The organism is Pseudomonas sp. LBUM1647 (genome assembly GCF_059716175.1).
This window is the reverse complement of record NZ_CP166809.1, coordinates 4,442,984-4,457,871: the sequence shown is the minus strand read 5'-3', so window position 1 is coordinate 4,457,871 and position 14,888 is coordinate 4,442,984. Positions and strand designations below refer to the sequence as shown.

Genomic DNA, 14,888 nt, shown 5'->3' with positions numbered 1-14,888 from the left:
AATTAACAACGTTTAACTCGTCCTGCGTCTGGTCTACGCCCAAAACTCTGCATCTTCAACGTCCACCGGTCTTGTGGGAGCGAGCTGTGGTGAGGGGATTTATCCCCGTTGGGTCGCGAAGCGGCCCTGAATCTGTGATTACGGTGTTTCAGAAAAAGCCGTATTCACCGGGTTTGCGACTGCTTCGCAGCCGAACGGGGATAAATCCCCTCGCCACACAGGCTCGCTCCCACAGGGGGGCTGCCGTGTAACAAAGGGATTAATTGTCATGAGGACACCGCAATGAGCAACGTGGTGGTGGTCTATCACAGTGGCTACGGGCATACCCGGGTCATGGCCGAAGCCGTGGCCCAGGGTGTGGAACGGCACTTGGGCAGCACCTGCCTGCTGATTCCGGTCGACGAAGTGGACCAGCACTGGGAGCGATTACACAGCGCCGACGCCATCATCTTCGGCGCGCCGACCTACATGGGCAGCGCGTCGGCACCCTTCAAAGGTTTCATGGAAGCGACGGCAGCGTTCTACCTCGCCCAGCCGTGGCGCGACAAACTGGCCGCCGGTTTCACCAACTCCGGCTGCCTGTGCGGCGATAAACTCAACACCTTGCTGCAGATGGCGGTGTTCGCCGCGCAGCATTCGATGATCTGGGTCGGTCTCGACCTTTTGCCGGCGCGCTCCAGCACGGGAGCGTTCGATGGGCAAATGAATCGCCTGGGCAGTTCGCTCGGCGCCATGGCCCAGTCGAATGTCGAACAGTCCCCGGACCTCGCACCCCCTCCCGAAGACCGCTGCACCGCCGCTCATCTGGGCGAACGGGTAGCGCGCCTGGCCGAGCGCATGGCCCATTCACCGGTTTGACTCACCCCAACACTCGCTAAGGAGACATCGCATGAGTACGTTCACGACCCGAGATGGCACCGAGATTTACTACAAGGACTGGGGCACCGGTCAGCCCATCGTCTTCAGCCACGGCTGGCCTTTGAACGCTGATAGCTGGGAATCGCAGATGATCTTCCTTGCCTCCAAAGGCTACCGGGTGATCGCCCACGACCGCCGCGGTCATGGCCGCTCCAGCCAGCCGTGGTCCGGCAATGACATGGACACCTACGCCGATGACCTGGCGCAGTTGATCGAGTTGCTGGACCTCAAAGACGCCGTGCTGTTCGGCTTCTCCACCGGCGGCGGCGAAGTGGCGCGCTACATCGGACGTCACGGTACCGGGCGCGTGGCCAAGGCCGGGCTGATTTCTTCGGTGCCGCCGCTGATGCTCAAGACCGAAGCCAACCCCGGCGGTCTGCCGATCGACGTGTTCGACGGCATTCGCCAGGCTTCCTTGGCTGACCGTTCGCAACTGTATATCGACCTCGCCAGCGGTCCGTTTTTCGGCTTCAACAAACCGGACGCCAAGCCGTCCCAGGGCATGATCGACTGGTTCTGGATGCAAGGCATGGCGGCCGGCCACAAGAACGCTTATGACTGCATCAAGGCGTTCTCCGAAACCGACTTCACCGAAGACCTTAAGAAGTTCGACATCCCGACGCTGGTGGTGCATGGCGACGCGGACCAGGTGGTGCCGATCGAAGCGGCGGGTATTGCCTCGGCAAAACTGGTGAAAGGTTCACAGCTGAAGGTCTACCCCGGCGCGCCCCATGGCTTGACTGATACCCACAAGGATCAGCTCAACGCTGATCTGCTGGCGTTCCTCAAGGGTTGATGTACCCCGGCGCGGGCGTAGGTCCGCGCCGGTTTTCGCGCCTACAAGGTCATGCGAGAGTGGGGACGTACTGTTCGACAACGCCACGCAAACGGATTGATGCCTTCGCTGCGGGTGAAGATGTGGCAGAAATGTGCCTGATCACAGAAGCCGCATTCGAGGCTGATTTGTGTCAGCGTCAGGTCGGTGCTCTGGATCAACTGCTTGGCCCGGGCGATGCGTTGATGGCGAATCCAGTCCTGAGGCGAGAGCCCGGTGCTGCACTTGAACGCGCGGGAGAAATGACTGCGCGAAAGGGCGCAGGCGCGGGCCAGTTCGGTCACTTCAACGGTTTCACCAAGGCGTTCGAGGATCAGTTTCTTGGCCAGGCTTTCGCGCCACGGGGTCAGGCCGCCGGTGGTTTTCTTTCGCGCGTCAGTGACAGTCGCGCGGGCGACGTTTTGCTGAGAATGGGCCATGACAAATGTCCGTATCGGTGAGCTTCATTCTTGGCCGCAGGGCTCTGGCAGGCGAGTTAAACGTTGTTAATTCCGTCCGTGCTCAGGGGGGACAACAGCGCTAACTCAGCACATTGCTGCAATTTCCATGGCCGCGCCCCGTGCACAATCGACGTCATCGGGCGGCGTTTTACATCGCCGCTTTTCTGACTCGATCAAGGGTGATGGCATGAAACATTCTCTGGTTTGCGCGCTGGGGCTCGCGGTCGCGCTGGCGTCCGGTATTTCCTCGGCTCAGGCACCGGCACAGGTCGGCACACAAGTGCCGGGGTACTTCCGCCTGGCGGTGGGCGACTTTGAGGTGACGGCGTTGTTCGATGGCTACAACGACTTGTCGCCGAAACTGCTCAAAGGCCTGACCCAGAGTCAGATCCGCGCGCTGCTGGCCCGTCGCTCGATTGAAACGCCGGGGGTGCAAACCGCGTTCAACGCCTTTCTGATCAACACCGGCAAGCAACTGATCCTGGTGGATACCGGCGCAGGCCAGTGCATTGGCGAAACGGCCGGCATGCTCTCGGACAACATGAAAGCCGCCGGTTATGAGCCAGCGCAAGTTGACACGATCCTGTTGACCCACCTGCATCTGGACCACGTCTGCGGATTGATCGACGGCGAGAAAAAACCGGTTTTCGCCAACGCCACGGTCTTTGCTGCGAAGGCAGAGGCCGATTACTGGCTCGATCCGCAGGCCCTCGCCAAGGTGCCCGAGGGTGCCAAGCCGTATTTCAAAATCGCCCAGGACTCCACCGCTCCGTATGTGGCCGCAGGGCGTTTCAAGACCTTCGCCGCCGGTCAGTCACCCGTGCCAGGCGTGGTCGATGCCGAGCTGGAAACCGGGCACACGCCGGGTAGCACCACTTACCGCTTTACCTCGCAAGGCCAGAGCATTCTGTTCATGGGCGATCTGGTGCATAACCTCGCCGTGCAGTTCGAACATCCGGAAGTGTCGATCGGCTTTGACGTCAACAGCCAGCAGGCAATCAAGAGCCGCGCCAAGGTGTTCAGCTCTGCGGCGGCGAGCAAGACCTGGGTGACGGCGGCGCACTTGCCGTTTCCGGGCATTGGCCACATCGCGGCAGAGGGCAAGCACTTCCAGTGGGTGCCGGTGGAATACGGACCTTACAAACGTGCGGCCAAAGTACCGCTGATCGAGTAAAGTCCCCGGCTGAACACACAAGGAAATCGTGCCTATGAACCGTAACGATCTGCGTCGCGTCGACATGAACCTGCTAGTGATTTTCGAAGCGTTGATGTTCGAAAAGAACCTGACCCGTGTAGCCGAAAAACTGTTCATGGGGCAGCCGGCGGTGAGTGCGGCGCTGGGGCGGTTACGGGATCTGTTCGACGATCCGTTGTTGCTGCGCAATGGCCGCGGCATGGAGCCGACGGGGCGGGCGCTGGCGATTCTCAAGGAGCTGCAACCGGCGATGGATGTGATTTCCGGGGCGGTCAGTCGAGCCAAGGAATTCGATCCGACCACCAGTTGCGATGTGTTTCGCATTGGTTTGTCGGACGACGCGGAGTTCGGTTTGTTTCCGCCGTTGTTGCGGAAACTGCAGGAAGAGGCACCGGGGATCGTTGTGGTGGTGCGTCGCGCCAACTATCTGCTGATGCCGGCATTGCTGGCCTCGGGAGAAATTTCCGTGGGGGTGAGCTACACAACGGATTTGCCCGCGAATGCCAAGTGCAAGAAGTTGCGGGACATCCCCTGCAAAGTGCTGCGCGGGGACAAACGATCGGGGACGCTGACGCTCGACGAGTACTGCGAACGACCGCATGCCATGGTGTCGTTCTCCGGCGACTTTAGCGGCAACATTGATCTGGATCTGGCGAAGGTCGGCCGCAGCCGCCGCGTGGTATTGGGTGTGCCGCAGTTCAGCGGTTTGCGCGCGTTGCTTGCCGGCACTGAAATGATTGCCACTGTTCCCGATTATGCCGCCTGCGCGCTGGTTGAAGGGTGTGCGTTGCGGGCTGAGGATCCGCCGTTTCCTATCGATGCGGCGCAGTTGTCGATGGCGTGGAGCGGGGTGCATGACAATGATCCGGCGGAGCGGTGGTTGCGGTCTCGGATCAGCGATTTCATGTCGAGGCCTTTGCCGATCTCGGCTTGAACGTGGCGGCCTTCGGGCCGACCAAGTTCCCTTTTATGTACACCGTTCAAAATGTGGGAGCTGGCTTGCCTGCGATAGCGGCCTGGTAGCCGACCTATTTCTCTCGGGTGTACATATCCATTCCTGCGGTAACGGCCGCTAATGGTTTCGCTTTTACAGCGAGTCACTTTTTCAAACGACAAAAAGTAACCAAAAGTCTTCGCCCCAGCGTCCGGCCCCTCGCCTAGGCTCGGCGTTCCCTCGCTCCGGCATTCATCTGGGGGCATCGCCTCCGGTTGGCTTCGCTTCAACCTCCTCTCGATGTGTTCGACTTCGTCGAACGGCGCTGCGCGCCTACCCCCCAGATGAACGCCTCCACTCGGCCTCCCGAAGGGGCGGGCAGAGCAAGATCAAGTGCTGCAGGCGAGCTAACGCTCGGCCTGTTGAGTGGTGAGAAGCGGGGGGGTCGCGGATTAATTGTGGGAGCTGGCTTGCCTGCGATGGCGGCACATCATTCCACTGGAGCAGTGGATCGTACCGCCGGGCTCATCAAAAAAGAGCACACACATCCAATTTCCCCCGCTCCCGTCCCGGCACTATCAAACCAAATCCCGGCGCATGAAGCCGGTGGTTTTTCATTTGTGCAGGTAGCCCATGAATATTTCGCGATGGGATGAACGGGCCCAGGACATCGGACTGCTGTTTTTGCGGGTCAGTGGCGGATTGTTTCTGCTGTGGGTGCACGGTTTGCCGAAGCTGCTTAACTACAGCGCTCAACTGCAAGTCATCGAAGACCCTTTTCACGTGGGCGCGAACGTCACGCTGATGCTGGCGGTTTTTGCCGAGGTGCTGTGCCCGTTGCTGATCATTGCTGGGGTGCTGGTGCGTCTGGCGTGTCTGCCGATTCTGTGTTTGCTGTTGGTCGCGCTGCTGATTGTGCATCCGCAATGGAGCCTCGATGAGGGGCAGTTCGGTTGGCTGCTGTTGATTCTGTTCACCAGCATTCTTATCGCCGGGCCAGGTCGGCTGGCGCTCAATGTCCGATTCGCCGGAGCTTTGCGTTATGCCTGAATCCAATCGTTTCGAGGAAGTCGTGACCCTGGTCATCAAGCACCGGGTCAAGGCTGGTTTTGAAGTGCCCTACGAAGCCTGGTTGCGCAACATTGTCAGCATCGCCGGGCAGCAAGAAGGGCACTTGGGTGTGGACGTGATACGCGGTAAAAACGCCGGCCTGGACATGTACACCTGCGTGCTGCGCTTTTGCACCACCGACGCGATGCAACGCTGGCTCGATTCGCCGCAGCGCCTGGCACTGGTCAACGAAGCCACACCGATGCTCGCTGACGGCGACCAGACCGAGGTCAATCCGGTCAATGAGTTCTGGTTCGCGCCGCAAGCCGACGCCGCTTCGCCGCCACCGCCGCGCTGGAAGCAGGCCGTGGTGACGTTGTTGGTGATTCTGCCGCACACTTTGCTGGTGCCACTGATCTGGGGGCCGCTGCTGCAACTCAACGCCATCCTGTCCAATTACGTGGTCGCGACGTTCCTGATCACGCTGACCATCGTCGTCTCGGTGGTGTACCTGTTCATGCCGAGGGCGACGCGTCTGTTCGCGCCCTGGCTGTCCCACTCCACTCCGTCCAAGGAAACGCGATGAACGCCGATCTGATTTTATTCAATGGCCAATTTCATACCGTTGACCGTGAAAATCCGCGCGCCAGTGCGGTGGCGATCAGCGACGGTCGCTTCGTTGCGGTCGGCACCGACGCTGAAGCCATGGCGCTGCGCGGTTCGGGTACGCAGGTCATCGACCTCAAGGGCCGTTGCGTCATTCCCGGCCTCAACGACTCGCACTTGCACCTGATCCGGGGCGGTCTGAACTACAACCTCGAACTGCGTTGGGAAGGTGTGCCGTCCGTGGTCGATGCCTTGCGCATGCTCAAGGACCAGGCCGATCGCACGCCCACGCCGCAATGGGTGCGCGTGGTCGGTGGCTGGAACGAATTCCAGTTCGCCGAAAAGCGCATGCCGACCCTCGAAGAACTCAATCAGGCGGCGCCGGACACGCCGGTGTTTGTCCTGCATTTGTACGACCGCGCCTTGCTCAACCGCGCCGCGTTGCGCGTGGCCGGTTACACCCGCAACACGCCGAATCCGCCAGGTGGCGAGATTGTGCGCGATGCCAACGGTGAGCCGACTGGCATGCTGGTCGCACGGCCCAACGCGATGATTTTGTACTCGACGCTGGCCAAGGGGCCGAAGTTGCCGCTGGAGTATCAGGTCAACTCGACCCGCCAATTCATGCGCGAACTCAACCGTCTTGGCCTGACCAGCGCCATCGATGCCGGCGGCGGTTTTCAGAATTATCCGGACGATTACCAAGTGATCGAGCAGTTGGCCAAGGACCAGCAGCTGACCATTCGTATCGCCTACAACCTGTTCACCCAGAAGCCGAAAGAAGAGCTGACTGACTTCAAGAATTGGACCAGCAGCGTGACCCTGCATCAGGGCGACGATTACCTGCGGCACAACGGCGCCGGGGAAATGCTGGTGTTCTCGGCGGCGGATTTCGAGGACTTCCTTGAGCCGCGTCCGGACTTGCCGCAAACCATGGAGGACGAGCTGGAACCGGTGGTCCGCCATCTCGTCGAGCAGCGCTGGCCGTTCCGTTTGCACGCCACCTACAACGAATCCATCAGCCGCATGCTCGACGTGTTCGAGAAGGTCAACCGCGACATTCCGTTCAACGGTTTGCCGTGGTTTTTCGATCACGCTGAAACCATCACCCCGCAAAACATCGAGCGGGTGAGGGCGCTGGGTGGTGGTATTGCGATTCAGGACCGCATGGCGTTTCAGGGCGAATATTTTGTCGAGCGTTATGGCGCCAAAGCCGCCGAAGCCACGCCGCCGATCAAGCGCATGTTGGCCGAAGGTGTACCGGTCGGCGCCGGCACCGATGCCACGCGAGTGTCCAGCTACAACCCCTGGACTTCGCTGTACTGGATGGTCAGCGGCCGCACGGTCGGTGGTCTGGAACTGCATGCCGAGGGCTTGTCTCGTCAAACCGCACTGGAGCTGTTCACCCACGGTAGCGCCTGGTTCTCTTCCGAGCAGGGCAAGAAAGGCATGATCAAGGTCGGCCAACTGGCTGACGTCGCGGCCCTGAGCGCGGATTTTTTCAGCGTCGAGGAAGAAGCGATTAAGTGGATCGAGTCGGTGTTGACCGTGGTCGGCGGCAAGGTGGTGTACGCCGCCGGTGACTTCGAAAAACTCGGGCCGGCCAGCGTGCCGGTGCTGCCGGACTGGTCGCCGGTGGTCAAGGTGCCGGGTCATTGGCGTCCGACCTCGCCGATGCAAGCGCAGGTTCACCATTGCAGCGGGCCGTGCGGCGTGCATTCCCACAGCCATGAAAAGGCGCGTTTGTCGAACGCGCCGGTCAGCGATTTCGCGGGTTTCTGGGGCGCGTTTGGCTGCTCGTGCTTCGCGTTCTGACGATCACAACCAGCGCCGATGCACCGCGTCGGCGCCTAACGTTATACCCATCCATCGAGGAGTTTCACATGAGCAACGTTCCGTACAAACGCCTGAACAAAGACGATGCCGTTGTCCTGTTGGTCGACCACCAGACCGGTTTGATTTCGCTGGTTCAGGATTTCTCGCCCAACGAATTCAAGAACAACGTGCTGGCCCTCGCGGACTTGGCCAAGTTCTTCAAACTGCCGACCATCCTCACCACCAGTTTCGAAAACGGCCCGAACGGCCCGATCGTGCCCGAGTTGAAGGAACTGTTCCCGGACGCGCCGTACATCCCGCGTCCAGGCCAGATCAATGCCTGGGACAACGAAGACTTCGTCAAAGCCGTTAAAGCCACGGGTCGTAAGCAATTGATCATCGCCGGTGTGGTGACCGACGTTTGCGTAACGTTCCCGACGCTGTCGGCACTGGCGGAAGGCTTTGAAGTGTTTGTGGTGACTGACGCCTCAGGCACCTTCAACGAAACCGTGCAACAGGCTGCCTGGGCACGCATGTCGGCGGCCGGTGCGCAACTGGTGAACTGGTTCTCGGTGGCGTGCGAGCTGCAGGGCGACTGGCGCAACGACATGGAAGGCCTGGCGAACCTGCTGTCGCCGCGCATTCCGAACTATCGCAACTTGATGAACAGCTACTCGGTGCTGACGTCGAGGTAAGCCCCACCGCCCATAAAAATGCCCGCGACTGTGCGGGCATTTTTTTGTCTGGCATAACACCATTCTGTGGTGAGGTTTTTGTGGCGAGGGAGCTTGCTCCCGCTGGGCTGCGAAGCAGCCCCAATTGTGTGAGCGCTGCGCACTCAAGCGGGAGCAAGCTCCCTCGCCACAAAAAACTAGGCCTGTTGGCGTTTCTGCAGCCAGCTCAGGAATCCGCTTTTCTTGATGGGTACCGGATTGGCCAACGCCAACCGACTGTTCTGCTGCCGCACTGCCTGCAGCTTGTTCAACGCCCGACCCACTTCAACACGTTGTTCCATGCAATGACGGGTCAGGGATTTGTCGATCCGGTAAATGATGCAGGAGGTCAATGCAATGAAGGTGGCCTGGGACGGCGTGTCAGTGAGGATGCTTTGTTCACCCATCACCTCACTCGGCCCCATGCGCCCCGCTTCGGTTTGCCCGGTGCCATCGGGCACGGTGGCGCTGACCACACCCGTGGCGATCACCATCAGGCTGTTCGGCACTTCGCCCAATTCCAATACCACCTGGCCTGCCGCGTACTGCTGCGCAACCATCGACTGGGCCATTTGATCGCGCTCATCTTCGCTCAGGGAACGGAAGATCTTCACTTCATCCAGCAACGCCCGCGCGCGGGTTGTCGGTTCGATGACGCCATCGGGCTGCCGGGAGATTCCCGCCGCTTCGAGGTGTCGATGCGCCAGGTCGAACAGTTGATTGCGCACTTCGCTTTTCTTGCCGAGCTCGGCGATGAAGCCGCTGGCCACGTACTCGGACATGTTTTCGCCAGCCTCTTTGAGCACCGCTTTCGGCGCCGGGTTGAGCAGCAAACTGCTGCTGCCCTGAAGCGTGCGCTCCAGTGCATCCAGCACCCGACGCGGACGAATGTGGTTGGGCACTTGAATGCTGATCGACACGCCGTGCATGTTGTTCGGCCGACTGAGGTTGACGATTTTAGCCTTGGCCGCCACCGAGTTCGGCACCACGGCGGTACTGCCAGCGCTGGTCAACAGGTGGGTGGCGCGCCAGTCGATGTCGAGCACTTTGCCTTCGACGCCATCGATCATGATCCAGTCATCTACCTGATACGGCTTGGTGGTGTTGAGCACGATCCCGGAAAACACGTCGCTCAAGGTGCTTTGCAACGCCAGGCCGACGACGATTGCCACCACGCCGGAGGTTGCCAGCAATCCTTTCACCGGCAGTTCCAGCACATAACCGGCCGCCGCGACGGTGGCGATCAGAAACACCAGCGCGCCGATGACGTCCTGCAACAACCGACCGCTGTGGCCGATGCGACGCATCAGCACCAGGCCGATGACTTCGGTGAGCACCCGTGCGGCGTACAGCCACCAGAGAATCCCCAGCGCCGTGGCGCCCAATTGCGCTACGCGATCCTCGGCAATCAGCGGCGCCTCCAACGGGCTTACGCCGGCATTGATCACGAGAGCGCTGAACATTACGAACAGTGCCAGGCGCACGCCAACCCGTGTGACGCGATGCTTGAACAGCGCGAGGTGCCAGAGCACGGCGTCGATCAGCAGCAGCAGGGCACTCCAGGACAGCAGATGTGCGAGGACAAAGGACATGGGGGAACTCCAGCGAAATTGTTGGGGGGCAAAAAAGATCGCAGCCTTCGGCAGCTCCTACAGGAGAACGCATTCCCATGTAGGAGCTGCCGAAGGCTGCGATCTTTTGCGTCTAACTCAGTTCAAGTGAGTCTTGAGTTCCAATGCCGCCTGGCGAACCGCCGCCTTCACTTGCGGAATCTGGCTCAGCGGGTTGAGCAGGCCGAAGTCGTGAATCATGCCGTTGTAACGCACCGCCGTGACCGGCACACCGGCCGCGTCGAGGTGACGGGCATAGGCTTCGCCTTCGTCACGCAACACATCGAACTCGGCAGTTTGTACCAGGGCGGCGGGCAAGCCTTTGAGCTGTTCGGCGCTGGCTTGCAACGGCGAAGCGTGGATCTGCGCGCGCTCGGCCTGGTCGGTGGTGTAGCTGTCCCAGAACCAGTTCATCATGCCCTTGGTCAGAAAGTGGCCTTCGGCAAATTGCTGGTACGAGCCGGTGTCGAACTGCGCATTGGTCACCGGCCACATCAACAACTGGAAGCGCAGCGCCGGGGTTTTCTGTTCCTTGGCCATCAGCGCCACGACCGCCGCCATGTTGCCGCCGACACTGTTGCCGGCCACCGCCAGGCGTTTGCCATCGACGCCGATGTCCTTGCCATGCTCGGCCACCCAACGGGTCGCGGCGTAGGCCAGGTTGATGGCGGTCGGGTAGTGCGCTTCCGGCGACGGCGTGTAATCGACATACACCGCGACGGCGCCGGAGCCGACCACTAGGTCGTGGATCAGACGCTGGTGAGTCGGGTAATCGCCCAACACCCAGCCGCCACCGTGGAAGAACATGAACACCGGCAATTCACCTTTGACCTTGGCCGGACGGATGATTTTCAGGTTGATGGTTTGCCCATCGACTTTGATCGCATGGTCGCTGACGTCCACGCCCGACAGATCAACCTTCACCGAATTTTGCGCACCGGTCAGTACCGCACGGGCGTCCTTCGGGCTCAGTTGCTCAAGCGGCTTGCCACCCCCGGCGGCGAGGGCTTCGAGGAAGGCCTGGGTGTTGTGTTCGACACCCGGGCTGCCAGCGGCGAATGCGTTGCCGATGGAGAGGGCGAGGAGGGAAGCGGTCAGGGATTTTTTGACGATGTTCATGGGTAAATCCTTTTAATTAGTTAGACGTTGATGACCTAAGGTCAGGTTGCTGCTGGCGCTGTGGTTCAGGCCTCAGCAACACCGTGGACACAGATTAATAGGGTGATGCCAAGGGAAAAAGCGGCTATAAGGTGTTTGACTGTCAACCAGGGCGTGACAATGAACCCGTTCGAAGATATGCGTATTTTTTGCCAGGTCATGGACTCCGGCAGCTTCACCTCGGCGGCCGATCAATTGGGCCTGTCCAAGCAATTCGTCAGTCGCCGCCTGATGCAGCTCGAAGAGCGTCTGGGCGTGCGCTTGCTCAATCGCTCCACGCGACGGCTGGACGTGACGCCGCTGGGCCAGAGTTATTACGAATCAGCGTTACGCCTGCTGGGCGAAGTCGAGCAAGTGGAGCAGGGCATCGCCGGCCAGACCACCGAGCCTCGCGGCACCATTCGTGTGAGCGCGCCGTTGTCGTTTGCGGTGGCGCATTTGGGTTGTCTGCTGCCGTTGTTTTTGCAGCGCTATCGGGATGTCACGGTGGAAGTGGACTTGAGCGATCGGCCGGTGGACTTGCTCAGTGAGGGGTACGACCTGGCGTTGCGCATCGGCATTCTGGAAGATTCGACACTGATCGCCCGACGCATCGCCTCCATCCAGCGGGTGTACTGCGCCAGCCCGGCTTACCTGGCGGAGCGCGGCACGCCGCTCAAACCCGAAGACTTGCACAGCCATGACTGCCTGCCATACGGCCACGGGCGTCAGGTGCAATGGCGTTTTGAAGGACAGGGTAAGCCGCTGACCGTCAACGTCACGGGCAGGATGCGGGTCAACAACGGGGAGTTGCTTAAGGATGCGGCGGTGGCCGGGATGGGGGTTACGTACTTGCCGACGTTCATTGTCGGCTCGGCGCTGAAGGATGGTCGGCTGGTGCCGGTGCTGGATGAGTTTCGTCCGCAGCCGCTGACGTTATCGGCGGTGTATCCGCAGCACCGTCAGAGTTCGCGGCCGGTGCAGGCGTTGATCGAATTTTTGCGTGAGCGGCTGGATCAGGCTGAGGGTGGGCTATAGGTTTCACACGGCCCCAGTGGGAGCCGGGCAAGCCCGGCTCCCACAGAGATGTGTGGTGTCCCTTTGCTCAGTGTTTGTCAGGACTTTTTGTCATCGCCTGGCTCGCCACCAACATGCACACCATGGTCGTCACCCGGTTCACCGCCGACATGTACGCCGTGGTCATCGCCCACTTCGCCCGCGCGATGTACGCCGTGATCGTCGCCCGGTTCACCGGCGCGATGTACACCGTGGTTGTCGCCGATTTCACCGGCGTGATGAACCCCGCGATTGTGGCCGACTTCGCCCGCGTTATGAACGCCGTGATCATCCCCAGGTTCGGCGTGAGTGCCACTGCGCCCGGATGAGGATGAGGCCGAGTTGCCGGAATGGCCCGAGCCATGGTCGCTGCCACTGTGACCGCTGCCGCTATTGCCGCTATTGCCGCTATTGCCGCCATTGCCACTGTTGCCGCCACTGCCACTTCCACCGTGACCGCCGCCATTGCCGCCGCCACCGCTTCCACCACCGCCACCATTGCCACCATTGCCGCCGCCGCCACCACCATTGCCGCCGCCACCGCCACCGCCACCGCCGCCGCCACCACTGCCGCCGCCACCATTGCCACCACCGCCGCCTCCACTACCGCCACTGCCTCCGTCTTTGGCTTGAGCACTCGACATACCGGACAGGCTGTCCGGTATCAGAACGGTGGATGCCGACAGAACTGCGCCAATAGCCACTGCGAGCAAAAGCTTTTTCATGTGCATATCGTTCTCCGTCTTCTTATTCAGCTTGGAACGTTGATGAATGCAACTTGCTGCCTGATTCAGTGGGTAAACACCTCACCGTACGGTTTTATTCAGTTGTCACGTCAATGAGTTCTGAAACGTCCATCTCGACCCTGTTCCAGGGCTCAGTGAATACTCGAGGCCAGCTCGAAAATCGGGATGTACATCAGGATCACGATCACCCCGATCAGCAGGCCGATGAAGGTCATGAGCAAGGGTTCGAAAAGCCGCACGAACCATTCGATCCAGCGGCTGATTTCTTCGTCGTAGAAGTCGGCGCTGCGCTCCATCATTTGCCCCAGGTTGCCGGACTGTTCGCCAGCGCGCAGCAAGCGCAGGGACACCGGGGTCACCAGATGATTGAGTTCCAGGGCGGTCGACAGCGACTGACCCTCGCGCACCCGTTCGCAGGCCTGGTCAAGGCGCGCGCGGGAGGCGACGGTGAGCAGGCCGCGAACCATGCCCATGGCGGTGACGAGGGGAATGCCGCCTTGCAGCAGAATCCCTAGCGAGCGGTAGAAGCGAGTCAGTTCGTACATGAAGATGCGTTGATGGACCGCCGGGAGTTTTTCAATCACGCGGTCCAGGCCCCGACGAAAGGCCGGTTGGCGCTGAAGGAAGGTGAGGGCGACGATGCTTGCCGCCAGTGTGCCGAAGAATTCACCCTGATGGGCGTGGAGGAACATCCCGCTGCTCATCAGGATCTGCGACAACCACGGCAGGTTCGAGCCCAGCCCTTCGAACACCAGGCTGAAGCGCGGCACCACGTAGCCCATCAGAAACAACACCACGCCACCACCCACCACCAGCAACAGCATGGGGTAGATCGAAGCGCTGACGATTTTTTGCCGAACCTCGTCCATGCGCTGGCGATAGCTGACATAGCGGCCCAGGGCATCGCCCACGGCGCCGGTCTTTTCGCTGGACTGCACCAGTGCAACGTAGAGCGGAGGGAAAACCGCCGACAACTGGCCCAGTGCCTGGGAGAACGATTTGCCTTCATAAAGCAGGCGTACCAGTTCGCTCAAGGTCTTGCGGGCCTGGGGCGCGTTCTCTTTTTCCGCCAGGCTTTCCAGCGCATCGATCAACGGCAGGCCCGCATTAAGCAACGTGGTCAGTTCCTGGCTGAACAGCACCAGGTTGAAGGTTTCGCGCTGCCTGACGCGCAACGCACGCCAGTGACGCTCGGCGTACAGGCTGATCACCCGGTAGCCCTGGTCTTCGACGATGCGCCGGGCTTCGCTGTGGCCGAGCGCCTCGACGGTCATCGAGACGACGCCGCCCTTGCCAACGGCTTTGAGATGAAAACGCATGATCGCCTCCCGTCATTGCCAACTGGTGACTTCGGCGTTTTCGCCTTCGCCGCCGGGTTGTCCGTCCTTGCCCATGGACAACAAGTCGTATTCGCCGTTTTCGCCGGGGTAGCGATAGGTGTAGTTACGGCCCCACGGATCCTGCGGGAGTTTTTTCTGCAAGTAAGGGCCGGTCCATTTGGTTTCATCGCTGGGCGCGTTGACCAGCGCCTGCAAACCCTGTTCGGTCGATGGGTAATGACCGACCTCCAGACGGTACAGGTCCAGTGCTTTGCCCAGGCCTTCTATTTGCGCCTTGGCCACCTTCACTTCGGAGCGGCCCAGTTGGGCGAAATACTTCGGCGCGACGATGCCGGCCAACAGCCCCAGCACCACCAACACCACCAACAGTTCGAGCAGGGTGAACCCGCTTTGAGCACGCGGGGTGGAACGCAAACGCTGATTCATGATGACCTCACACAGTCGGCAGAAGGGTCGCCGTGAAGGCTTATGCAATTGCCATGCACATGCCCGG

15 protein-coding genes are annotated in these 14,888 nt (G+C 60.7%); 9 read left to right on the top strand and 6 right to left on the bottom strand.

Annotated features, from left to right (window positions below; genetic code table 11):
- The first annotated feature begins 282 nt into the window (after nt 1-282).
- Together ACA059_RS20315 and ACA059_RS20310 are read left to right on the top strand one after the other, a co-directional pair.
- On the top strand, nt 283-858 hold the full coding sequence (locus ACA059_RS20315; protein WP_497630736.1) for a flavodoxin family protein: 576 nt from the start codon (nt 283-285) through the stop codon (nt 856-858).
- Between the two features lie 31 nt (nt 859-889).
- Nucleotides 890-1,714, top strand: a complete 825-nt coding sequence (locus tag ACA059_RS20310) for an alpha/beta fold hydrolase (protein ID WP_497630735.1) — start codon at nt 890-892, stop codon at nt 1,712-1,714.
- Between the two features lie 41 nt (nt 1,715-1,755).
- On the opposite strand, the gene ACA059_RS20305 is transcribed toward ACA059_RS20310, so the two are convergent.
- Nucleotides 1,756-2,172: a helix-turn-helix domain-containing protein gene (locus ACA059_RS20305; RefSeq protein ID WP_497630734.1), complete on the bottom strand. Its 417-nt coding sequence runs from the start codon at nt 2,170-2,172 to the stop codon at nt 1,756-1,758.
- A gap of 208 nt (nt 2,173-2,380) precedes the next feature.
- On the opposite strand from ACA059_RS20305, the gene ACA059_RS20300 reads away from it, so the two are divergent.
- The 6 genes from ACA059_RS20300 (at nt 2,381) to ycaC (ending at nt 8,488) form a co-directional block, all read left to right on the top strand.
- On the top strand, nt 2,381-3,367 hold the full coding sequence (locus ACA059_RS20300) for an MBL fold metallo-hydrolase (RefSeq protein WP_497630733.1): 987 nt from the start codon (nt 2,381-2,383) through the stop codon (nt 3,365-3,367).
- 34 nt (nt 3,368-3,401) lie between these two features.
- Complete coding sequence (locus ACA059_RS20295) at nt 3,402-4,322, top strand: LysR family transcriptional regulator (protein ID WP_497630732.1); 921 nt, start codon at nt 3,402-3,404, stop codon at nt 4,320-4,322.
- Nucleotides 4,323-4,955: 633 nt separating this feature from the next.
- Nucleotides 4,956-5,372, top strand: a complete 417-nt coding sequence (locus ACA059_RS20290; RefSeq protein WP_497630731.1) for a DoxX family protein — start codon at nt 4,956-4,958, stop codon at nt 5,370-5,372.
- Nucleotides 5,365-5,958 (top strand): antibiotic biosynthesis monooxygenase, encoded by a 594-nt coding sequence (locus tag ACA059_RS20285; RefSeq protein WP_497630730.1) that lies wholly within the window; start codon nt 5,365-5,367, stop codon nt 5,956-5,958. Before ACA059_RS20290 ends, ACA059_RS20285 begins: the two co-directional genes overlap by 8 nt.
- A complete protein-coding gene (locus tag ACA059_RS20280) occupies nt 5,955-7,793 on the top strand; it encodes an amidohydrolase (RefSeq protein WP_497630729.1) in 1,839 nt (612 codons plus the stop codon). Before ACA059_RS20285 ends, ACA059_RS20280 begins: the two co-directional genes overlap by 4 nt.
- A gap of 68 nt (nt 7,794-7,861) precedes the next feature.
- A complete protein-coding gene (gene ycaC / locus ACA059_RS20275) occupies nt 7,862-8,488 on the top strand; it encodes an isochorismate family cysteine hydrolase YcaC (RefSeq protein ID WP_497630728.1) in 627 nt (208 codons plus the stop codon).
- Nucleotides 8,489-8,664: 176 nt separating this feature from the next.
- Here the strand turns inward: ycaC and ACA059_RS20270 are convergent, their stop codons facing one another.
- Both ACA059_RS20270 and ACA059_RS20265 read right to left on the bottom strand, forming a co-directional pair.
- A complete protein-coding gene (locus ACA059_RS20270; protein ID WP_497630727.1) occupies nt 8,665-10,098 on the bottom strand; it encodes a mechanosensitive ion channel domain-containing protein in 1,434 nt (477 codons plus the stop codon).
- A 117-nt stretch (nt 10,099-10,215) separates the two neighbouring features.
- Nucleotides 10,216-11,235, bottom strand: a complete 1,020-nt coding sequence (locus tag ACA059_RS20265) for an alpha/beta hydrolase (protein WP_497630726.1) — start codon at nt 11,233-11,235, stop codon at nt 10,216-10,218.
- A gap of 159 nt (nt 11,236-11,394) precedes the next feature.
- On the opposite strand from ACA059_RS20265, the gene ACA059_RS20260 reads away from it, so the two are divergent.
- A complete protein-coding gene (locus tag ACA059_RS20260) occupies nt 11,395-12,291 on the top strand; it encodes a LysR family transcriptional regulator (RefSeq protein WP_497630725.1) in 897 nt (298 codons plus the stop codon).
- Between the two features lie 77 nt (nt 12,292-12,368).
- On the opposite strand, the gene ACA059_RS20255 is transcribed toward ACA059_RS20260, so the two are convergent.
- The 3 genes from ACA059_RS20255 to gspG form a co-directional block, all read right to left on the bottom strand.
- Nucleotides 12,369-13,040 carry a hypothetical protein gene (locus ACA059_RS20255; RefSeq protein ID WP_497630724.1) on the bottom strand — a complete coding sequence of 224 codons (672 nt, stop codon included), beginning with the start codon at nt 13,038-13,040 and terminating at the stop codon, nt 12,369-12,371.
- Nucleotides 13,041-13,186: 146 nt separating this feature from the next.
- Nucleotides 13,187-14,374, bottom strand: coding sequence for a type II secretion system F family protein (locus ACA059_RS20250; RefSeq protein ID WP_497630723.1), 1,188 nt, complete (start codon nt 14,372-14,374; stop codon nt 13,187-13,189).
- A 12-nt stretch (nt 14,375-14,386) separates the two neighbouring features.
- On the bottom strand, nt 14,387-14,821 hold the full coding sequence (gene gspG, locus ACA059_RS20245; RefSeq protein ID WP_497630722.1) for a type II secretion system major pseudopilin GspG: 435 nt from the start codon (nt 14,819-14,821) through the stop codon (nt 14,387-14,389).
- Between the last annotated feature and the right edge of the window lie 67 nt (nt 14,822-14,888).